18 protein-coding genes are annotated in these 20,672 nt (G+C 61.8%); 8 read left to right on the top strand and 10 right to left on the bottom strand.

The window, feature by feature from the left end; genetic code table 11:
• The first annotated feature begins 17 nt into the window (after positions 1 to 17).
• Positions 18 to 974 carry a 3-hydroxyisobutyrate dehydrogenase gene (gene mmsB, locus LDN75_RS12430; RefSeq protein WP_223932609.1) on the top strand — a complete coding sequence of 319 codons (957 nt, stop codon included), beginning with the start codon at positions 18 to 20 and terminating at the stop codon, positions 972 to 974.
• Between the two features lie 224 nt (positions 975 to 1,198).
• Complete coding sequence (locus LDN75_RS12425; RefSeq protein WP_223932608.1) at positions 1,199 to 2,053, top strand: LuxR C-terminal-related transcriptional regulator; 855 nt, start codon at positions 1,199 to 1,201, stop codon at positions 2,051 to 2,053.
• Between the two features lie 165 nt (positions 2,054 to 2,218).
• Here LDN75_RS12425 and LDN75_RS12420 read toward each other — a convergent pair whose 3' ends face one another.
• Entirely contained in the window at positions 2,219 to 3,580 is a 1,362-nt protein-coding gene (locus LDN75_RS12420) for an MFS transporter (RefSeq protein ID WP_223932607.1), read from the bottom strand.
• A gap of 183 nt (positions 3,581 to 3,763) precedes the next feature.
• Here LDN75_RS12420 and LDN75_RS12415 point away from each other — a divergent pair, with 183 nt between their 5' ends.
• From LDN75_RS12415 to LDN75_RS12395, 5 genes are all read left to right on the top strand, one after another.
• A complete protein-coding gene (locus LDN75_RS12415) occupies positions 3,764 to 4,405 on the top strand; it encodes a GntR family transcriptional regulator (protein ID WP_223932606.1) in 642 nt (213 codons plus the stop codon).
• A gap of 23 nt (positions 4,406 to 4,428) precedes the next feature.
• On the top strand, positions 4,429 to 5,949 hold the full coding sequence (locus tag LDN75_RS12410) for an MmgE/PrpD family protein (RefSeq protein ID WP_223932605.1): 1,521 nt from the start codon (positions 4,429 to 4,431) through the stop codon (positions 5,947 to 5,949).
• Positions 5,950 to 6,855, top strand: coding sequence for a methylisocitrate lyase (prpB, locus tag LDN75_RS12405; protein WP_223932604.1), 906 nt, complete (start codon positions 5,950 to 5,952; stop codon positions 6,853 to 6,855). It begins immediately after the preceding gene.
• 31 nt (positions 6,856 to 6,886) lie between these two features.
• On the top strand, positions 6,887 to 8,023 hold the full coding sequence (locus LDN75_RS12400; RefSeq protein ID WP_223932603.1) for a bifunctional 2-methylcitrate synthase/citrate synthase: 1,137 nt from the start codon (positions 6,887 to 6,889) through the stop codon (positions 8,021 to 8,023).
• Positions 8,024 to 8,169: 146 nt separating this feature from the next.
• On the top strand, positions 8,170 to 8,400 hold the full coding sequence (locus LDN75_RS12395; RefSeq protein WP_223932602.1) for a hypothetical protein: 231 nt from the start codon (positions 8,170 to 8,172) through the stop codon (positions 8,398 to 8,400).
• Positions 8,401 to 8,505: 105 nt separating this feature from the next.
• Here the strand turns inward: LDN75_RS12395 and LDN75_RS12390 are convergent, their stop codons facing one another.
• The 8 genes from LDN75_RS12390 to LDN75_RS12355 form a co-directional block, all read right to left on the bottom strand.
• On the bottom strand, positions 8,506 to 9,651 hold the full coding sequence (locus tag LDN75_RS12390) for a pyridoxal phosphate-dependent aminotransferase (RefSeq protein ID WP_223932601.1): 1,146 nt from the start codon (positions 9,649 to 9,651) through the stop codon (positions 8,506 to 8,508).
• Positions 9,652 to 9,689: 38 nt separating this feature from the next.
• Positions 9,690 to 9,953: a hypothetical protein gene (locus tag LDN75_RS12385; RefSeq protein WP_223932600.1), complete on the bottom strand. Its 264-nt coding sequence runs from the start codon at positions 9,951 to 9,953 to the stop codon at positions 9,690 to 9,692.
• A gap of 91 nt (positions 9,954 to 10,044) precedes the next feature.
• Positions 10,045 to 10,881: a phosphoenolpyruvate hydrolase family protein gene (locus LDN75_RS12380; RefSeq protein ID WP_223932599.1), complete on the bottom strand. Its 837-nt coding sequence runs from the start codon at positions 10,879 to 10,881 to the stop codon at positions 10,045 to 10,047.
• Positions 10,878 to 12,128: a Tm-1-like ATP-binding domain-containing protein gene (locus LDN75_RS12375; RefSeq protein ID WP_223932598.1), complete on the bottom strand. Its 1,251-nt coding sequence runs from the start codon at positions 12,126 to 12,128 to the stop codon at positions 10,878 to 10,880. The genes LDN75_RS12380 and LDN75_RS12375 overlap by 4 nt, the downstream gene beginning before the upstream one ends.
• Before the next feature lie 53 nt (positions 12,129 to 12,181).
• The gene (locus LDN75_RS12370) at positions 12,182 to 13,168 is read right to left on the bottom strand and encodes an ABC transporter permease (protein WP_223932597.1); all 987 of its coding nucleotides are present in this window, start codon (positions 13,166 to 13,168) and stop codon (positions 12,182 to 12,184) included.
• 2 nt (positions 13,169 to 13,170) lie between these two features.
• Entirely contained in the window at positions 13,171 to 14,736 is a 1,566-nt protein-coding gene (locus tag LDN75_RS12365; protein WP_223932596.1) for a sugar ABC transporter ATP-binding protein, read from the bottom strand.
• Positions 14,737 to 14,836: 100 nt separating this feature from the next.
• Positions 14,837 to 16,024, bottom strand: coding sequence for a substrate-binding domain-containing protein (locus LDN75_RS12360; protein ID WP_223932595.1), 1,188 nt, complete (start codon positions 16,022 to 16,024; stop codon positions 14,837 to 14,839).
• Positions 16,025 to 16,209: 185 nt separating this feature from the next.
• Positions 16,210 to 17,166 carry an NAD(P)-dependent oxidoreductase gene (locus tag LDN75_RS12355; protein ID WP_223932594.1) on the bottom strand — a complete coding sequence of 319 codons (957 nt, stop codon included), beginning with the start codon at positions 17,164 to 17,166 and terminating at the stop codon, positions 16,210 to 16,212.
• A 314-nt stretch (positions 17,167 to 17,480) separates the two neighbouring features.
• Between LDN75_RS12355 and LDN75_RS12350 the strand changes: the two genes are divergently transcribed.
• On the top strand, positions 17,481 to 19,481 hold the full coding sequence (locus LDN75_RS12350; protein WP_223932593.1) for an NADH:flavin oxidoreductase: 2,001 nt from the start codon (positions 17,481 to 17,483) through the stop codon (positions 19,479 to 19,481).
• Between the two features lie 156 nt (positions 19,482 to 19,637).
• Here LDN75_RS12350 and LDN75_RS12345 read toward each other — a convergent pair whose 3' ends face one another.
• The gene (locus tag LDN75_RS12345) at positions 19,638 to 20,666 is read right to left on the bottom strand and encodes a GntR family transcriptional regulator (protein ID WP_223932592.1); all 1,029 of its coding nucleotides are present in this window, start codon (positions 20,664 to 20,666) and stop codon (positions 19,638 to 19,640) included.
• Between the last annotated feature and the right edge of the window lie 6 nt (positions 20,667 to 20,672).

The raw sequence follows: 20,672 nt of genomic DNA, 5'->3' as shown, positions 1-20,672 counted from the left end.
AAACGCGAGGAAAACTCATGACAACACGAATCGCCTTTATCGGACTGGGCCACATGGGTGGTCCAATGGCAGCCAATCTCGCAAATGCCGGGTATGAGGTAACTGGGTTTGACCTGGCAGCTTCTTCCCTCGATCAGGCCCGCACCCACGGAATCAAGATTGCTGAGTCCGCGGTATCGGCCGTTGACGCTGCCGATGTGGTTATCACGATGCTCCCAGCAGGCCGCCACGTTCTGGAACTTTACAAAGGAACGGATGATTCCAGGGGGCTGTTGTCGGCAGCCTCCCCAGGAACCCTCTTTATTGACTGTTCCACCATTGCGGTGGGAGATTCCCTGGCCGCACACGAGTTGGCGGCTTCGGCGGGCCAAAGGTGCTTGGAGGCTCCTGTTTCCGGTGGGGTTGCCGGCGCCACTGCCGGCACATTGACGTTCATGGTTGGAGGACTTGACGCTGACTTTGCCCAAGCGGGCCCGCTGCTCGACACTATGGGCAAACGGAAGGTGTACTGCGGCGGGCCCGGAGCCGGCCAAGCAGCCAAGATTTGCAACAACATGATTTTGGGCATCACCATGATCGCCGTCAGTGAAGCCTTTGTCTTGGGCGAGCAACTTGGGGTTGGCAACGACGCACTGTTCGATGTGATGGCAAATGCGTCCGGTCAGTGCTGGGCGCTGACCTCCAACTGCCCCGTACCAGGTCCTGTGCCTGCCAGCCCGGCGAACCACGATTTCCGTCCCGGTTTCGCGAGTGCCCTCATGGCCAAAGACCTGGACTTGGCAGCCGACGCGCAGGCTTACGCCGGCCTGCAGGACGTTGGACTTGGGGGAAGGGCTGCCGATATGTATCGCGCGTTTTCCGACGGCGGCGGTGCAGAACAGGACTTTTCTGCGATCATCAACGCCATGAGGGCAAAAGCGGACGAATCAGACTTCGCCGGTCAGCCTACGGTTACTGCGACGGACGCCTCATGACGGACTACAAAAACAGGGCTGTCGGCAAGTCCAAGGGAATGGACATGCTACTGACTGATCTTATGATTGGGCAGAAGAAGCTGAACGTTCAGGTTTGGTGAGCCAGGTTCTGCCAGCGGCGGAACTCATGTCGCACGCTCTGGAGACAGCAACCGCTATATCCAAGCTCTCGCCTTTATTGAGAAGCGTCCGCCGAGCTTCCTTCACCAGTAGCGGGTACGTTCATGCAGCCTAACGACTACTACCGCCCCGATGACCGCGAGTTGCTCCGCGCCGCGATGCGCGAACTGGCCCAACGGTTCCGCCCGGCAGTGTTGTTCAGTGGAATGGTGGCCCGCGACAGCCTCCAGCTCTCGGATTTCATCGGGACGACCACAGCTAGCCTGCGCAACGTCAGTGTTTTTCCTGGCACTGGTCTGGGTGGCTGGGTAGTCAGTCAGCGCCAACCCTGTCTGGTGACGGACTACATCGGTTCCGACCGGATTACCCACGAATACGATGCTGCGGTGAAAAACGAGCGCATTAGGTCGCTGACTGCGGTCCCCGTTCTAGTACGGGGCGAGCCGCGCTCCGTCCTGTACGTCGGAAGTCGGGAGAACGTCCCCCTCGGTGAGCGCGCCATGGAGAATGCAATGGCTGCGGCCACGGCAATAGCTTCGGAACTCCGGATCAGGGATGAGGTGGACCGGCGAGTTTCCGTCATGAAGCATGTCCAGGCCGAACCAGCCTTGGCGTACGACCTCAACTGGCTGGAGGAAGTCCGGCAGGCACACGCCGAGTTGCGGTCACTTGCCAGCATCGTCACAGATGTAGAACTCGCCCAGCAGCTCGATGGCATCGGCGCGCGCCTGGCCCCGTCCCCCGCCAGCGGGAAGGAGCCCCATGTCCGGCTCGCACCACGGGAACTGGATGTGCTGGCTCAGATTGCCCTGGGCTGCTCCTATGCCGAAACCGCAGACAGGCTGAGTCTGAGGCCTGTCACCGTGAAGAGTTACCTTCAAAACGCCATGGCCAAGCTTTCGGTGCATAACCGGCTCGAAGCGGTGTCGGCGGCACGAAGGCTCGGCCTGCTGCCGTAGTTGACCGCTGAAACCGCTGTCCATGTCCTCCCGGATTCCCGGGAGGACATTCCTGTCTCTGCCCTTGTGCGGGCCCTTTGGTTCCTGGGGCTCCATGGAACACCGAGCATCAACGAGTGCGGGGCCGCCGACGTGTCGGCGGCCCCGCGTCGTCCAGTGGGGTTTCTATGCCACCGTAGTACGGTCTTCCGTCAGGGTTCCACCGGGACGTTCTTCAAGTCCCGTCTTTTCCTTGTTGGGCAGGGCCATGGTGCAAGCGATGCTGAACACGCCAATCGCGGCGAGCAGGACGCCGATGCCCCAGCCTCCTGTGCTGGTAATCAGCTGCGCCGCGACGAGCGGAACAATTCCACCGCCCAGGACGCCGGCGAGGTTGTAGCCCATGCCGGCACCGGTGTAGCGGTACTTGGTCTCAAACAGCTCGGGAAGGAGCGCACCTGCCGGGCCGTAGGCGATCGCGAAAATCACAAGAGTGACGGTGAGGCCAATGCCGAAGGCCAGAACAGTGCCCGTGTTCAGCAATGGGAACAGCACCAGGGACCATGGCACAGCGAAAATGCAGGACGCTGCGATGACCTTCTTGCGACCGAATCGATCGGAAAGGATGCCGGAGGCCATCGTGGCGGCGGCAACGAAGACTGATGCGATGATTCCAGTGGTAAGGACAACCGGACGGCTCAACTGCATGCCGGTGGGACTTGTGGCGTAGCTGGTCAGGAACGCCGTTCCGATATAGAAGAGGGCAAACAGCAGTGTCAGGGAACCGCCGGCCAAGAGGATTTCCTTGGGCTGGCCCTTGATGGATTCCACGATGGGCAGCTTGGCAGTCGTTGCGGGGCGGCTGGCATTCCTGAATACCGGGGTTTCCTCGATGCTGGTCCGCACCCAGAAGCCCACCAGAACCAGGACGGCGCTGAGAATAAAGGGCACCCGCCAGCCAATGGTGATAAATGCCTCGGACTTATCGCCCAGGGTGAGGCTGGTAACCAGAAACGTGCCACTGGCCAATGCGAAAGCCACCGATGGACCTAGCTGCGGGAAAGAGCCGAACATTCCTCGCCTGCCTTGTGGCGCGTATTCGGCTGTCAGCAGGGTGGCCCCCGCCCATTCCCCGCCGACAGCCAAGCCCTGTACGAATCGAAGGACCACCAGCAGGATCGGTGCTGCAATGCCGATGGTGCTGGCATCCGGGATCAGGCCGATCAGCACCGTGGCGATTCCCATCATGAGCAGGGTTGTGATCAGCGTCTTTTTGCGTCCGATCCTGTCTCCGTAGTGTCCGAAGATGATCGCCCCCACCGGCCGCGCGATGAACGCGACGGCAAAGGTGCCGAAAGATGCGACGGTTCCGGCGGCGGCACCTAAGGCGGGAAAGAAGACTACCGGAAAGACCAACGCCGCTGCAGTTCCGTAGATGAAAAAGTCGTAGAACTCGATGGTGGTGCCGGCCGCACTGGCGAACGCTACTTTCCTAAGCGTCTTGCGGCTGTGCGGCGGTGAAAATGCAAGGGATGAAGCTGAGCTCATGGGAATCTCCTTTGATGTCCGGCTCGTTTTCTCACAGTGTGATGCAGAGCACCTTAGCGAGAAGCGAGGACATCCAACTACCTCCCGAAGGAGGTATTCACGAACATCACCCCAATGTATACAAAAACCTGCAAATAGTCGTGTCGATTGCCATAATGCAGCACCTGTGTATACATTGGTTGCGTGCGCGCCAGTGATCGGGCCTATGCGGCTCTCCGTGAAGACATCATTGAGTGGCGCCTGAGGCCAGGAACCGTCCTTGCCGAGGTGGAACAGTCCGAGCGGCTGGGGGTGTCCCGGACGCCGGTGCGGGAGGCGTTGGGCCGGTTGAGTGCTGAGGGATTGACGACGGCGGCCGGCGGCCGTGGCGTCGTCGTGACCGATATTTCGCTGGAGAGCATTGATGAATTGTTCGAGTTGCGCGAAACGCTGGAGGTGAGGGCTGCGGCCCTGGCCGCTGAGCGGGGAGAGCCGGCCGTTTTCGCCGAGCTGCATGCGCAGCTTCTGCAGGCGCCGGAGATGCTCAGCGAGAAGGATCCTGCCCGTCACGAGTATTACGCGTTGGTGGGACGGCTGGATGAGGCCATCGATGCTGCGGTCTCCAACTCCTACCTTGCCCAGGCCATGCGGAGCCTGCGCGTCCATTTGGTCCGGGTCCGCCGGCTGGCAGCGGACGACACTGCCAGGCTCCACGCTGCTGCCGCGGAGCATGCGGCCATTGCCGAGGCCATCGCCGCCGGGAATCCCAGGCTGGCCGAGGCCGCCACCACACTTCATTTGCACCGCAGCCTCACCCACGTCAAAGCCGCCCGCTGGGCGCACTGAACCGTCCCACCAGAAGGAGCACCATGGTCAAGAACAACCACGTCCGTGTCTACAAGTCCGAAGAGAACCTCCCGCGTGAGGAGCAACTGGCGCACAAGATCGCCGTGGTCGCCGCCGACCCTGTCGAGGTCACCGCCGAGGTGACGGACATGGTGATCAACCGCATCATCGACAACGCCTCGGTAGCGATCGCGTCGTTGAACCGTGCACCGATCATCGCAGCCCGCGCCCAGGCCCTGACCCACGCCCCGTCCGCGAACGGCAAGGGCGCCCACGTTTTCGGCATCACCGACCGGGTCTCCCCTGAGTGGGGAGCCTGGGCCAACGGTGTTGCCGTGCGCGAACTGGACTACCACGACACGTTCCTGGCCGCGGACTACTCCCACCCCGGGGACAACATCCCGCCGATCCTCGCCGTCGCGCAGCACGTCGGTTCCAACGGCAAGGACCTGGTCCGTGCCATCGCCACCGGGTATGAAATCCAGGTGAACCTGGTCAAGGCCATCTGCCTGCACAAGCACAAGATCGACCACGTCGCCCACCTGGGCCCCTCCGCCGCCGCCGGCATCGGCACGCTCCTTGGCCTGGACGTTGAGACGATCTTCCAGTCCATAGGCCAGGCCCTGCACACCACCACCGCCACCCGCCAGTCCCGCAAGGGCGAAATCTCCACCTGGAAAGCCCACGCCCCGGCCTTCGCCGGGAAGATGGCCATCGAAGCCGTGGACCGTTCCATGCGCGGGCAGACCTCCCCCGTGCCGATCTACGAAGGCGAAGACGGCGTGATCGCCTGGATGCTCGATGGACCCGACGCCTCCTACGAAGTGCCCCTGCCGCTGCCCGGCGAAGCCAAGCGCGCCATCCTGGACACCTACACCAAGGAACACTCCGCCGAATACCAGGCCCAGGCCTGGATCGACCTCGCCCGCAAACTCCACAACGAACACCCCGAAACCACCGACCCGGCCAACGTGGCCTCGGTCCTGATCAAGACCAGCCACCACACCCACTACGTCATCGGCTCCGGCGCGAACGACCCCCAAAAATACTCCCCCACCGCGTCCCGGGAAACCCTGGACCACTCCATCCCCTACATCTTCACCGTCGCCCTGCAGGACGGGTCCTGGCACCACGTAGACTCCTACGCCCCCGAACGCGCCGCCCGCCCGGACACCGTGGAACTCTGGCACAAAGTCACCACCGTCGAAGACCCGGAATGGACCCGCCGCTACCACTCCCTGGACATCGCCGAAAAAGCCTTCGGCGGCACTGTTGTCATCACACTCACGGACGGGTCGGTTGTCACGGACGAGATCGCCGTGGCCGACGCGCACCCGCTCGGTGCCCGGCCGTTCGCCCGCGAGCAATACATCAACAAGTTCCGCACGCTTGCTGCCGGGTTGGTGGAGGAAGCCGAAATCGAACGGTTCCTCACCGCCGTCGAACGCCTCCCCGAACTCGCTGCAGGCGAGCTGGACCAGCTGAACATCACCGCAGCACCCGGCGTCATCAACCTCGAAGCAGCTCCGAAGGGACTGTTCTAAATGCTGTACTCCACAACCACACCCGAACAGAAACGCCTCAAACTCCGCGAACTGCTGAACTCCGGGACCGTGCAGCAATTCCCCGGCGCGTTCAACCCGCTCTCCGCCCGGCTCATCGAGGAAAAAGGCTTCGCCGGGGTCTACATCTCCGGCGCCGTCCTCGCCAACGACCTCGGCCTGCCCGACATCGGCCTGACCACCCTCACCGAAGTCGCCACCCGCGCCGGGCAGATCGCCCGCATGACCGACCTGCCCTCACTCGTGGACGCAGACACCGGCTTCGGTGAACCCATGAACGTAGCCCGCACCATCCAGGAACTCGAAAACGCGGGCCTGGCCGGCTGCCACATCGAAGACCAATTCAACCCCAAACGCTGCGGGCACCTCGACGGCAAAAACGTCGTCGACCTCGACACCGCCACCAAACGCATCCGCGCTGCAGCAGACTCCCGCCGGGACCCGAACTTCCTCATCATGGCCCGCACCGACATCCGCGCCGTCGAAGGAATCCACGCCGCCCAGAACCGCGCCAAAGCCCTCGTCGACGCCGGCGCCGACGCCATCTTCCCCGAAGCCATGGCCACCCTGGACGAATTCCAAGCCATCCGCGACGCCGTCGACGTGCCCATCCTGGCCAACATGACCGAATTCGGCAAAAGCGACCTCTTCACCGTGCACCAACTCCAAGGCGTCGGCGTGAACATGGTCATCTACCCCGTCACCCTGCTCCGCAGCGCCATGGGGGCCGCAGCGGAGGTCTTGAATACCTTGAAAAGCTTGGGCACCCAAGAGGTTCGGGTTCCCCAGATGCTCACACGGGCACGCCTCTACGAACTCGTGGATTACGAGGCCTACAACCAATTCGATACCGGCGTCTTCAACTTCGCAGTACCGGGCGTCCGGTAACGCATTCAACACAGAACGAAGGAGTTCAAACATGCCTGAATCAGACATCCGCAGGGGCCTTGCCGGCGTCGTGGTGGACTACACCGCGGTCTCAAAGGTCAACCCGGACACCAACTCCCTGCTGTACCGGGGATACCCGGTCCAGGAACTGGCCGCCAAGTGCAGCTTTGAAGAGGTCGCCTACCTGCTATGGAACGGGGAACTGCCAAGCGATGAAGAACTCGCGGCGCTCGTTGCTGTGGAACGCGCCCATCGCGCGCTGGCCCCAGCCGTAAAGGACGTCATCGATGGCTTGCCCGCCACCTCCCACCCCATGGATGTTTGCCGTACCGCAGCTTCGGTAATGGGAGCCCGGCATGAGCTGGCTGAGGATTCCTCACCAGAAGCCAACATGAAGAAGGCAATCGACCTCTGGGCTGCGATGCCCGCGGTAGTCGCCTACGACCAGCGCCGCCGGCGCGGCCAGGACGTGGTCGAACCGCGGGAAGACCTGGACTACTCCGCGAACTTCCTCTGGATGACATTCGGCGAAGAACCTGTGCACGAGGTAGTTGCGGCGTTCAACGTCTCGATGATCCTCTACGCGGAACACTCCTTCAACGCCTCCACCTTCACGGCCCGCGTGGTCACCTCCACGCTCTCTGACCTGCACTCGGCTGTGACCGCTGCCATCGGCGCCCTCAAAGGCCCACTGCACGGCGGCGCCAACGAAGCCGTCATGCACACCTTCGACGAGATCGGCATCCGCAGCGAAGAATCCCTCGATGAAGCCGCGGTCCGGGCCCGTGCCTGGATGGAAGACGCCCTGGCGAAAAAGAAAAAAGTCATGGGCTTCGGACACCGCGTCTACAAGCACGGCGACTCCCGCGTGCCCACCATGAAAGCCGCACTGGACAAAATGATCGCCCACTACGGACGACCCGAACTCCTGGGCCTCTACAACGGCCTCGAACAGGCCATGGACGAGGCCAAGGCCATCAAACCCAACCTCGACTACCCCGCCGGGCCCACATACCACCTCATGGGCTTCGACACCCAGACCTTCACCCCCTTGTTCGTCGCCAGCCGCATCACCGGCTGGACAGCCCACATCATGGAACAACTGGCATCGAACTCCCTCATCCGACCCCTGAGCGCATACAACGGTGCGGAGCAACGCTCACTCTAATGCCGCCGTCGAGCCCCTGAACTGGTGGTGGGGCACCGGATGATCACCCGGATCATCACATCTATCGCAACGTTTCGGTGCCCCGCCTCCGCTTTTTTGATGCTGCTCGTGCAGCCAGAGCCCTTGAAGAAAAGAGGAGCCAAACCGTGGACTTGCACCCACAACCGGACTGGGGCCGACTCTTGGGCCAACATGTGGAAATCCGCCAGGCCGGACACTTTGTCAGAAGCGGCATCGTGGACTCCGTGATGCCCGACAACTCGATCATTTGGCTTTCAGCCGAGGGGCCATGGCCCCGGGAAATGGTCGAAAAGTCAGGCAGCCGGGAGGTCTTCGCCCGCTACCAGTGGGATGTCCCGAAACAGAACACAGCTTGAGCGCGCGCTGCAGGCCATCACAGTGTGGGAACAAATCTTCTCACGCCAGTCCAACGCGAAACGTGGGGACGAGCTGGCTAGTGGCCCCCGGCACCCGTAGCTAGCTCATCCTTGCCCTGCCAACCCGCTGGTGGCTGCCTCTCGATGAAGCTTCATGAGCGCCTGCGCCAGCAAGGGAAACGCCTCTGCCCTTGTTTCCGGACGGAGACCGAGGTTGATCCGCACCCGCCCGGGGACACCGAAGCACGCATTCCCCGGCGCCACCAGGAGGCCAAACTCCTCCGCTATGCTGCCGCACCACACATCCACGTCAGGAACGTCCACTTCGGGAAAAACGGTGGTGCCGCCGTCGGGCACCGTGAGCCGAATTCCGGGCACCCTGTCGCACAGTGCCGCGAGTTCGACGTAACTGTCGTAGACCAATGATTTGGCCCGGGACAGCAGTCCTTCGCTGTTGTCCAGTGCTACCTTCCCGATCACCTCGCTGGTCACGGCGGGCGACCGGGACGTCCAGCGCTGGATTGAGCGCAGGTCGTCAACAACCATCATTGGCCCGGCTGCCCAGCCCAAACGGAGTCCCGGAAGACCATAAACCTTGGAAAGGCTTCCGATCGAGACACCGTTGGGCACCAAAGCGGCAACAGCCGGCGGTACCTCCTGGACCCCCAGTGGCAAACCGCGGTAGACCTCGTCAACGACTAGAAGCGCGCCGACGCTGGCGAGCTTGGTGGCGATCTCTGTCAGCATGCCCGCGGTCAGAACTTGGCCGGTGGGATTATGTGGGGAACTCAGGAACACCGCGGTGGTCGACGAACGCACATGTTCGCTAATCGACTCCGCGGTCACTGGGGCCCTTAGCAGGGAGACAGCGCAACCCCGCCTCTGCGCAGTCATCAAGGCACTCTCATGCGTGGGGATTTCGATGATCACGTGAGCGTCCGGATGGCAGAGGAGCTCGGCGACCATCGCCAGTGCGTCCCCGGCCCCGGCAGTGACTGTCACGTTGTCCGCGACAAGCCCCGGCATGGCGGAGGCTATTTGCTCCCGGAGCTCCAAGGAACCGCCTGGTGGACCGTATTCAAACAGCAATCCCGGCGGGGCCAGGTCCGTGACAGCCAAGCCGGCGATTGCCGCCAGTTCGCTGAGCTCCAAGGGTGCGACGACGCTGGAGCCAAGCACGAGCGGGGCAACGGATTGGTAGGGCGCCGCCCAAGCCGAGTGGCCAAACGGACGCCGAATATCGCTTTGCAATTCAATCCCCTTTGATTTGGGCTCCTTGGATCCCGGTTTCAATCCGGCAGGACCACGAAGTGTTCGAAGCTGCCTGTGCCCGACCCGGCGCCGCAGGAATGCGCGGTGAACAAGTGCTGGGCATCCCCGGTTGCCGAATGACCGTAGACGCTCCGCACCACCAGACGTCCCTGCATATCCCTAACGACGACGTAGGTGCCGCCCGGTTTCGGATCACGGTCCAGCCTCACTGTCTTCCTCGTGAGTTCATGCTGGGCGTACCAGACCGGTGCCCGGCAAGCCTGGCACTGTTCCTGATTCATTCGCCCGGCCCCTCTGCTCTCCCCGGCCGGGTATGCCGGCCCGGCTGGCGTCTTCGCTGTCCCTTCCCCCGCGCCCCGGGACGGCCGGAACCTAAACGGCGGCGCGCTCGAATGACGTGGCCTTTAGCTTGCGCATGTGTTGTGTCATTGCCGTTTCCGTAGGCAGGCGCTCCACGCTCGAGGCTCCGAAGAACCCCACCACGCCGCTTGTACGGTCCAGGACGTACGCCACGTCGTCTGCGTCAGCGATTGGCCCGCCGTGGCAGAGGACGATGACTTCCGGATTTATCGCGTGACCTGCATCGGCAATGGCCTGGACCTCTGCGACACATTCGTCAAGGCTTTTTGCCGTCCGGGCACCGATGGTCCCCGAGGTTGTCAGCCCCATGTGTGCCACGAGGATGTCCGCGCCCGCTTCGGCCATGGCGCGGGCGTCCTCGGCGGAGAAGACGTAGGGCGACGTCAGCAGTCCCAGGCTGCTGGCCTGGCGGATCATCTCGACTTCGAGGCTATAGCTCATTCCTGTTTCCTCGAGGTTCTGCCGGAAGGTCCCGTCGATGAGTCCCACCGTCGGGAAGTTCTGAACGCCGGCGAACCCCAGTCCCTGCAGTTCGCGCAGAAAAACGTTCATGTTCCGGAACGGATCAGTGCCACATACGCCGGCCAGGACGGGGACATCCTTCACGATAGTGAGGACCTCACGGGCCATGTCGACCACCACTGCGTTGGCGTCACCGTAGGAAAGCAGTCCTGCGAGGGACCCACGCCCGGCCATCCGGTAACGACCGGAGTTGTAGATGATGATGAGGTCGGCTCCGCCGGCTTCCGCGCACTTGGCTGAGAGCCCGGTTCCCGCACCGGCGCCAACAATGACGCGGTTGGCTGCGATCTCGTCCTGGAGTCGCTGGACTAGTGGGTGTCGTGTCATGGCGTGATTGTCCTATCGTGATCGGCTTCGTTGTGGATATCGGTGTACATGTTGTGCAGGCGGGTGGCCATGGCTAGGCCGAACCCGGGTTCGTTGATGTCACAGTCATGGGCGTGGATCTCGATCCCGTCTCCGCTGTTTTCCTGGATGGCGGTCCACAACCGGGCGTCCGCGGCGGGATCGTGGAATGTCTTGCCTTCGGTTGCGATGCCGGACGTGCCCTTCAACGGCAGGTAGAGGGCCACGGGCCCCTTGGCGGCGTTCAGCTTCACGGCAATTTCCCGCCCGAGCTGATCGCACTCTTCGCCTGTTGTCCGCATGAGCGTGACAGTGTCGTTGTGGCGATGGAAGGTGCGGTTCTCGAACTTTTGCGGCACCGTTGAGGCCGCCCCGAAGTTCACCATGTCGATGGCCCCAACGGACACGACCTGCGGGATTCCCGCCCGTGCGGCGGCGGTCAGGCGCTCCGGACCCGCCGAGAAGACGCCCCCAACAAGGTTGTCGGCAAGTTCAGTGGTGGTGATGTCGAGCATCGCGTCGACCATGCCGGCGTCGACAAGGTTCTCCAAGGCGCGTCCACCGGAACCCGTGGCGTGGAAAACGATCACCTCGTAGCCGCGTTCTTCCAGGTACTGCCTGGCAGTCGTTACGCAAGGTGTTGTGAGCCCGAACATCGTTGCCCCTACCACCGGCCGCTGGCTAGTATCCTCGGGGGGAACAACCTTGGCCATGCCTGCCACAGCTCCAGCGGCGTTGGCGATTATTCTGCTGGAGATTCGGTTGATGCCTGCGATATCGACGATCGAATTCATCATGGTAATGTCCGTGTCCCCGACGTAAGGGCGTGTATCTCCGGAGGCAACAGTGGATACCAGCAGTTTGGGAACGCCGACAGGCAGGGTCTGCATGGCGCGGCTGATCAGGGTGGAGCCTCCAGTGCCACCCAGGCCCGCCACGGCGTCGAGCTTTCCGTCGCCATGCAGACGCCGCAAGATGGCCGAAGCGCCGAGCGACATCACATCCAGTGCGTGGGCCCTGTCGTTTGCCTCGATCAGCTCAGCGATGCTTGAGCCTCCCAGCCGCGAGACTTCATTGCGATCGACGTCGGGTTCAGGGCCCTGCGGCTCGTGGATGCCCGTGTCGACCAGGATGACGTCGACTTCCGCTTCGGCCAGGCACCGCCTGAAATAGTCGTACTCGGTACCCTTCGTGTCCAGCGTGCCCAACAAAACAACTGTTGGCCTCATGATTACTCCTTAAGTGCATGGGTTTGGTATTGCAGCGGATTGCGGAGGAGCGCCTAAACCCGACGGCGGGCGGTGACTGCGACGGCGAGGATAATGATCGCCCCTCGGGCTACCTGCTGCTGGGCGCTGTCGAGGCCCATGAGGATCAGCCCGTTGTTCAGAAGGCCGATCATCAATGACCCAAGAAGTGCACCGACCACGGAGGCGCGGCCGCCGAAGAGGCTCGTGCCGCCCAGGATCACGGCTGCGATAACCGACAATTCGTCACCGGTGCCCGTGTTGTAGCTGCCGGTATGGAACCGCCCCGCGTAGAGCATTCCGGCAAGTGCCGCGAGGACGCTGGACAAGAGCAGTACCAGGAAGACCACGCGCTTGGTGTGGACGCCACTGAAAGCCGCGGCTTTGCTGTTGCCGCCGGTGGCCAGCACCTGGCGGCCGAAACCCGTCCGGCGAAGGCCGAAATGCCCGATCAGCACTATCAACAAAGTCCACAGGAGCAGCCCGGGAATAGGCCCGATGTTGCTGTCGCCGAAGAGGAAAGTGAAGTCGAGGTCGTTGATGGCCTGGGGCGCCGCGCCGGTTATCCACATCGCCGCACCCTGGGCCATGCCGAGCATGCCCAGTGTTGCAAGGAATGACGGGACTCCCACGACGCTGACGAAGAAGCCATTAAGTAGCCCAACGATCACGCCCGTGGCCAGGCCGGCTACGATGCCTGGCACCAGTCCCACAGAGTTGATCGTCATCGCCGTCGTGACGGATGCGAGGCCCGCGGTGGCGCCCACCGAGAGATCGATCTGCGCCGCGGCTATGACGAATACGACGCCGACTGCCATGACTGAGATGGTTGAGGTCTGCCGGACGATGTTGAGCAGGTTGTCCGACGTGAGGAAACCACGGTCATTGAGAGTGATCGAAAAGAGGACGAAGATGACTGCGAAGCCAACGTAAATAAGGTTCTGGCGCCAGCTGAAGGTCGAGACGATCCGCTTGATCGAATTCTTCGATGACTGGTCGACCGGTTCGAGAATAGTTGTCATGGTCAGACTCCCTGAATGGCACGATGGAGTGCCTCTTCTGATGTGAATTGATGGCCTCGATACGCGTTATCAACGCGCCCGTTTCGAAGCACTAGGATGCGGTCACTGACCTCCAAAAGTTCTTCAAGCTCTGACGAGATCACGATGACTGCTTTGCCCGATGCGGCAAACTGACGGAGAATCCGCATGATCTCCTTTTTGGCGCCGATGTCGATCCCCGCCGTGGGCTCGTCGAGCAGGAACACTTTCGGCTCCGTCAGGAGCCATTTGCCGATGACGATCTTCTGCTGGTTACCGCCGGAAAGCAGCCCTACGGCTTTCCCGGTGGACGACGTTCGAACGTCCAGGCGCTTGATGACGGCCTGGGCGGAGCGGAGCGTCTCGCTTTTGTTGATCCAACTCCTGCGCCCCGACGCTATGAGGGGCAGTTCGGAGTTCATCTCAACGGAATGGTCCAAGACCAAGCCCTCCATGCGACGGTCTTCGGGCACGAGGGCAATGCCTGCCCGGATGGCGTCGCGGGGGTTCTGGATCTTCACCTCCTGGCCCTGGACCCGTATGGTGCCCTTTGTAATCCTGTCGATCCCGAATATGGCGCGCACCAGTTCGCTACGCCCGCTGCCCATCAACCCGGCGAGACCGACCACCTCACCAGCGCGGACGTCGAGGTCAAGGCCGCTGATGCCATTGGCGCAATGCAGGTCGCGGATTTGCAGGAGCGGAGTGGTCTGTCGCGGACCTTTCGGCGCTGGAACGGACGACGCCGGACTGGACACCAGCGGATCGGGCGCGGTGGATCCGTGTTGCTTCTTTTGCTCGCCAAGCATGTCAGCAATAACTTCACCGACGGGGTAATCGGAGACAGCCTCGGTCCGGACCCTGCGGCCGTTGCGCATCACGGTGATTCGATCGGCGATGTCGTAGATCTCCGCCATGCGATGCGAGATGTAGACGATTGACATACCGGCGTCGCGCAGCATCCTGATCCGCTGGAAGAGCGTCTCCGTTTCATCCTTCGTCAGCGATGCGGTTGGTTCATCCAGAACGAGGACGTTCGCGTCCTGGGACAGTGCCTTCGCAATTTCCGTAATCTGCCAGTAGCTGGCAGGGAGCGGCCCTACCTCGGAGCGGGGGTCCAGTTCGACGTTCAGCTCGGCCAGGATTTTCCTGGCTTGTGAAATCATCATGCGTTCATCGATGAATCCCAGACTGGTTCGGGGCTCCCGCCCCAAAAGGATGTTTTGCGCCACCGTCAACGTGGGAATGAGGCTGAACTCCTGGAAAACCATGGTGATGCCGTTTGCCTTGGCATCCAAGCCGGATTCAAGCGGCACTGACTTTCCGTTAATAAGGACTTCTCCGCCGTCGGGAGTGTAAACGCCCTCAAGGATCTTCATCAATGTTGATTTGCCGGCACCGTTTTCGCCCAGAAGAGCGTGGACTTCACCCCGAGTCACTTCGAAGTCGACTTCCTTCAGGACCTGCACGCCGGCGAAGCTCATCTTCATTCCGCGCATGGCCACCGCCACCGGCGGTCCGGCAGTCTCTGTGGTTTCTGTTTCCTGCACCCGTGTTCACCCCTTTGGGAACTGTTGTGTGGGTAGGTTCGAAAGTTCCGGCGGGTGTCCGGAGGCCCCCAAAAGGCATCCGGAAACCCGCCCGAGCCTCCTATTTCTTGTTGACTGCGTCAGTGATTTCCTTCGGCGCTTCAGCGTTGTAGATCTGTTTCCACTGCTCCACCACGTTGGAACGGTCAACCGGGAGTGCGTTCCATGCGTAGTAGGGGTTGAGATCTTTTCCGAGCAGCGAGTAGGCAACGGCCATCGCTTCGGCCACGCCCTGGTTGTATGGCTGCGACCCGCCGACTCCCTTCACCATGTCGTCCCTGGCTGTGCTCACGGCAACCGTCTTACCGAGGTCGATCGTGGTGATGGCGAAGTTCGAACCGTTCTTACCCCTCTCGCGCGCTGCTGCGATGACGCCCTCGGCGTGGGTATCCCAGACAGCCCAGATTCCGTCGAGATCCGGGTGCTGGCTTAGCATGCTGTTCGTAGCGGCTGCACCCTGACCGGTAAAGTCAGGGCCCGGGCTCCCCTTTTCCTCCACGACCTGGATGTCGGGGTATTCCTTCAACACTGCATGCACCGCATCAAGCCGCTGCTGCGTGGCGTAGTAGTGGGCGGCGTGGTAGATAATGCCGACCTTCCCCTTGCCGTTTACCGCTTTCACCAACTGGCATGCCGAGGCCACGCCGGTACCGTAATCGTCGGAACCGACGACCGTGAGGTAGTCCTTGCCTGCTTTCATCTCGGGCGGCGCATTGAGCGCGAAGACGAGCTTCACTCCGGCTGCGGCAGCCTGCTGGTAGATGCCTGTCTCGGAGGGCGCGTCAACCGGAAGGGACACCATGAAATCCGGCTTGCGTGCCAGGATCGTCTGAATGTCGTTGGTCTGTTTGTTGACTTGGAACTGGCCGTCCGTGGTAGTCAGGACCTCGATGCCCAGCTTATTAAACGTGTCTTTCAGGGCCGCTACCTGGGCTGTGGAATAGTCGCTGCCAAAGACATGCCATGCGATGGCGACCGTCTTCTTCATAGCCCTGACTTTGTCGATTTCTTCCTGCGTCAATGTCAGTTGCGAAGCGGGCGTCGCCGTCTCGCCTTGTGGACCCTTGTTGTAGACCTTTTGGGCTACCTCGGTGAGGCATTTTTCGACCTTGCTCTGGATGGCCGGGTCGACGGTGGCGACTGCTGTGCCAGCCCCGGTACCGCCGGCACTACAACCGGCGAACATGGTAATTGTCATGGCGGAGGCCGCCACGAATGCTGCGCCTTTGATTCGGCTCTTTATCGACATTCTGAATGTGCTCCTAGCGAATGGATGGCAAAGGTGGAGGGGAGCCCTGAGGGCGGCGGCGCAGGAAAGCGACGGACCCTGCCGCAGGTGTCCGGGTGCCTGCTGATTCCACTGCATCGGCCATCTATCTACGCCTATGCGAACGAATCAGCAGGCAGACCGGGCAGCTGCATGCTCCTGTTTGGTTACTTCGACGCGGCGGCTGGCCGCGGCGTGAAGTCGCGCCACGTGTACTGGGGGTCATAGCCGAGGAGATTGCGAGCCTTGCTGATGTCGTAGAGGGGGTACTGGGGTTCCGCCCGGTACAGGTCCTCGTTCACCCGTGCCTCCGGGTAGTACTTCCTGATGAGGTCCAGCGAGTCCCGGGTCGAGAAGACATCGCCGGCCCCGATGTTGAAGTTGTCCCACTGCACGTCTTCGTTACCGATCCGGCCCGTCTGCACTGACTCCAGTGCGAGACGGAATGCCTGCGCAACGTCCCGCGGGTCGACATACTGGTAGACGAAGTCGGTCATCGTCATGTCTCCCGCGGAGGGTAGTTCCGGGTTGGCCACGGCTGGGAGCACATGTTCCGGGTTGTCGATGTCGGCAACGGCGTCGATCCAGTAGTCCTGGTCGAAGAGACCCACCGTTGCCAAGCGGAGGGACGCGATGCGCTGCTTGTAGCGGCGGCTATACCCGTAACCGAGGACTTCGCCGATGATCTTGCTCATCCCGTACATGTCGTCGGGGCGGTTGGATATTTCCTCGTCAATCGGGAAGTATTCCGGAGTCTGCGGGGTGGACCAGAAGATCGGGCCCCAGGCGCATACGCTGCTGGTCAGAACGATGTCCTGGACACCGGCCCGACGCGCAGCTTCGAGGACGTTGAACGTGCCGTCGCTATTCACGCGCCAAATCTTTTCTTCTTCGCCTTGCCCGGTGTAAACGGGGATAGCGGCCAGGTGGACTATGGCGTCGGCGCCCTCGAAGGCGCTTGCCAGGTCATCGATGGACAGGATGTCGCCCTTGTGGAAATCCCATTCTGAGTTCGGGGGTTCAATGGCGTCGAACACTTTGATGGAGTGGTCCTTCGCGAGTTCCGGTACAACGAACTCACGTCCGAGGCGGCCGGAGCCGCCGGTAACGACGATGTTACTCATTTGCTTTTCTCACTTTCCTGGTGGCCCTCCAACGGAAGCGGCCATCTAGAGGGGTGTGCTGCCCGGAGAAGAAGGCCCGGGCCGGTGGTTTCACCCATTGCGGGGCGACCTGCAGCAAATGTACCAACACTGTACCGAGAGTCAAGGAATTTTGACTTTTCTTTTTGAAAACCCGCAAATGACAGCATCCATTGACCAACCTGGAACATAACTGGTACACATGCTTTAGCGTCAGAGTGGTCGCACGCTTGTCGCTGGCAGACGCGGGCGAAGCCATTCGGCCGCTTGTATCTCCATCCAAGAAAGGTAGGACTATGGCGTACCCAAACCTGCTACGCGAGGGCAGAATCAACCGCATGCGGACAAAGAACCGCATCATCACCGGTCCGATGGAACGGGCCATGGCTAATCGCGATGGCACCCTGAACCAGCGCTACATCGACTACTTGGTCGAACGGGCCCGGGGCGGTGCGGGCCTGGTGAATGTCGAGTCCACATACGTTGACCCTCGTGGCCAAGGGAATCCGTTCCAGGTCGGGTGCCACGACGATCGGGTTATCCCAGGCTTCACCCGGCTCGTCGACGCGCTCCACAACGAAGGGGCAGTAGTTTCGGTTGAGCTGTATTTCGCGGGTCGACAGTCTGCATCGACCGCAACGCTGCGTCAGCCCTTGGCGCCAACCGCGATACCGTGCAGCTTCTTCGACCCCATGCCGCTTCCACTGGAAATGACCCAGGCCGATATCGACGACGTTGTCCGCGCCTTCGCAGACGCCGCAGCGCGGTGCCTCAAGGCCGGCGTCGACATGATCCATCTGCACGGTTCGCACGGTTATCTCCTGGAACAGTTCCTTTCTCCCTGGAGTAACAAGCGGACTGACAAGTATGGAGGGTCGGCCGAAAACCGGGCCCGATTCGCCCTCGAGGTCGTCGCCGCTGTCAGGAACGTCGTCGGGCCGGACTATCCCATCGGCTACCGCATCTCCATGGAGGAATACGTGGAGGGTGGCCTCACGACAGCCGACACCATTCCCTTCTGCAAGCTCCTTGTAAAGGCCGGCATCAACCTGATCGACATCACCGCCGGCATCTACGAGACGGGAAGCGAAATCTTTCAGGGCCCCGAAAGGGGACACGGTGGTTTCGTACCCATCGCCGAACAGCTGAAGAAGGCGGTTGGAGACACAGTACCGGTCAGCGTGACGCAGAAACTCAACGATCCTGACCTTGCTGAATCCGTGCTGGCGGACGGCCGGGCCGATTTCATTTCCATGACACGTGCTTTCCACGCGGATCCCCATTTCGTACGCAAGATCGAGCAGGACCGGGCCGAGGACATCGTCCCCTGCATCGCCTGCCACACCTGCCTGAATCTATTTTTCGGCCGCAAGGTGGCGCATTGCGCCGTGAATCCCCAATCGACGTTTGAGCGCACGCGGGCCCTACGCATCACGGAACGTCCCCGCCACGTGACGGTGATCGGCGGCGGGCCGGCCGGAATGACCGCCGCCCGGCTCTTGGCACGCCAAGGAAACAGCGTGGAGCTTTATGAGGCGCGGCCTGTGCTTGGTGGTCAGCTGAACCAGGCCGCCCTCGCCGCGCACGACTATGGCTACTTCGTCAGCTATCTTTCCCGGCAGATGGAAAAACTCCATGTCGACGTAAAGCTCGGCCAGACACTGGACGCAGCCACACTGGCGGACCACGACACAGATGCGATCATCATCGCCACGGGCGCACGCGGCGGTTACACCTACGCGACGACCAGTGGCGGCCGCCCGGTCTTCAACGTCATCTCGGCCTTTGATCGTGACATCACCGCTTGGTCCGGCCGAGTCGTGATAATCGGCGGAGATGCCGAAAGCTGCTTTCTCGCCGTACGTCTTGGTACAGCAAGGCCGGATCTCCGGATCGACATCGTGGACCCTGACAGTGGGTTCGCGCTCAACAAGGCCGCGCCCGCACGCAATCTGTTGATTGCCCAGGTCGACGCACTGGAGAACGTCCACCTGCATCCGGAACGCACTGTCGAGGAAGTTGGGGATGGGTTCATCCGCCTACAACACCGGGGCGTGCCGGAAACCTGGAATGACGTCCAGGATGTTGTAACCGGTGGGCGGGTTTCCAACGTTGAGCTTTACGAGAGCCTGATGGAAATCAATCCCGAACTGGAGGTTTACCGCATCGGGGACTGCATTGAGCCGCGGGATATCCACGAAGGAACCCAAGAGGCTGCGGAGGTGGTGGAGCTCATTCGTTTGCGGAGTTTGGAACGCCGCGCAGCTCCCGCAGAGGCCGGGGTGGGCATCCGTTGATCCCCGAAGCCGCCCCGAAAAGACAAAAGTCCGGGCGCTGACACCAAACAATGTTCCGGCCACCACAAAAATGGTGGCTGGAACATTGTTGTGTTGGCGGCTTGAACATTGCCGGTACCCTTACCCGATCCCCCGGCAGCAACGACGCCACCCAGGTCACTGTGCAGGCAGTTCGATCTTCGTGTGGTCAGTCGTGGTCTCGGCTGTTGCCGCTTGCCCCAGCGAACCTGCAAGCCGGGACCGCAGGAAAGTGAGCTCCGCAAGGGAGATTTGGCACCGGTAGCGGGCCGTCGGGAGATTGCCGGTGTCGGCCACCATCGCCTCGGGCAGGAGCAGGAGCGATGTATCTCCGAGCTCCCGTGGTATTTCCGTATGGCTATGGATGGAAAGGTCCGATCGCAGTTCTGAGACCTTGTCCATCACGGCCCTCAAAACCCGTTGGTCCTCCGAGACAACTGCCACACTTGTCTCCGAGGGAAGGCCGGCCACCGCAAGCCGGAGGTCGGTCTCTAGTGTCAGGCCGATGGCAAAGACGTCTGCGCGGCCGGCCATCCTGGCTCGGGCCTTGGTGGCATCGGACGCCAACGCGACGAACACCGTTCGTGGGGCGGGCTCGATGGCCTCAAGGCGTTCGCTGGAAACCGGATAGTCGAGAAGGCGGGAAAGATCCTCGGCACCCATGCCCGGAACCTCGACCTCGGGTTCAACAAAGACGACGCGTATGTCCGCCATAGCCGCGGCGCGGAACATTTGCCGTGCCAATTCGATGAATGCGGATTCGGAAAGCCCATCGCGGACAGCCAGGCCGGCCGTCGTCCTTAGGCGCCCGGCAAGGGCTGCTGCTCCATCTTCTCGAACTGTGGCCACGAAGTTTGCGACAAAGCGCCCATTAGCAATTCTGGCGAGGGTTCCCCTGTCGACCAGGATTTCGAAGGCCCCCTGAACGGTGGCCCGATGAACGCCCCATGCGTCCGAGAAGTGCCGCGCTGAAGGAAGCAGTTGATGGGGCGCGCGATGTTCCAATAGCCACTCTTCGAGGCCATCAGCCAGACGCCGGCGCAGATCGCGGCGGTCTGAGACGTCCACCCTCTTCGCTACATCAGTGACTATCGCCGAATCCACAGCCGTCAAGGCTCCAGAGACGGGAAGCTCGTCAGTCAGGCCCTGCTGCGTCGTCCCATCCATGCACCA

Source organism: Arthrobacter sp. StoSoilB5 (genome assembly GCF_019977235.1).
Lineage (GTDB): Bacteria > Actinomycetota > Actinomycetes > Actinomycetales > Micrococcaceae > Arthrobacter.
The sequence above is the reverse complement of the archived record's forward strand: the minus strand, read 5'-3'. Positions and strand labels throughout refer to the sequence as shown.

Coding starts and splice junctions, on each gene's coding strand:
- LDN75_RS12355 (WP_223932594.1), bottom strand. CDS start 17,166: ATGAGTAACATCGTCGTTACCGGCGGCTCCGGCCGCCTCGGACGTGAG.
- LDN75_RS12410 (WP_223932605.1), top strand. CDS start 4,429: ATGGTCAAGAACAACCACGTCCGTGTCTACAAGTCCGAAGAGAACCTC.
- mmsB (WP_223932609.1), top strand. CDS start 18: ATGACAACACGAATCGCCTTTATCGGACTGGGCCACATGGGTGGTCCA.
- LDN75_RS12360 (WP_223932595.1), bottom strand. CDS start 16,024: ATGTCGATAAAGAGCCGAATCAAAGGCGCAGCATTCGTGGCGGCCTCC.
- LDN75_RS12350 (WP_223932593.1), top strand. CDS start 17,481: ATGGCGTACCCAAACCTGCTACGCGAGGGCAGAATCAACCGCATGCGG.
- LDN75_RS12380 (WP_223932599.1), bottom strand. CDS start 10,881: ATGACACGACACCCACTAGTCCAGCGACTCCAGGACGAGATCGCAGCC.
- LDN75_RS12400 (WP_223932603.1), top strand. CDS start 6,887: ATGCCTGAATCAGACATCCGCAGGGGCCTTGCCGGCGTCGTGGTGGAC.
- prpB (WP_223932604.1), top strand. CDS start 5,950: ATGCTGTACTCCACAACCACACCCGAACAGAAACGCCTCAAACTCCGC.
- LDN75_RS12385 (WP_223932600.1), bottom strand. CDS start 9,953: ATGAATCAGGAACAGTGCCAGGCTTGCCGGGCACCGGTCTGGTACGCC.
- LDN75_RS12345 (WP_223932592.1), bottom strand. CDS start 20,666: ATGGATGGGACGACGCAGCAGGGCCTGACTGACGAGCTTCCCGTCTCT.
- LDN75_RS12370 (WP_223932597.1), bottom strand. CDS start 13,168: ATGACAACTATTCTCGAACCGGTCGACCAGTCATCGAAGAATTCGATC.
- LDN75_RS12375 (WP_223932598.1), bottom strand. CDS start 12,128: ATGAGGCCAACAGTTGTTTTGTTGGGCACGCTGGACACGAAGGGTACC.
- LDN75_RS12425 (WP_223932608.1), top strand. CDS start 1,199: ATGCAGCCTAACGACTACTACCGCCCCGATGACCGCGAGTTGCTCCGC.
- LDN75_RS12420 (WP_223932607.1), bottom strand. CDS start 3,580: ATGAGCTCAGCTTCATCCCTTGCATTTTCACCGCCGCACAGCCGCAAG.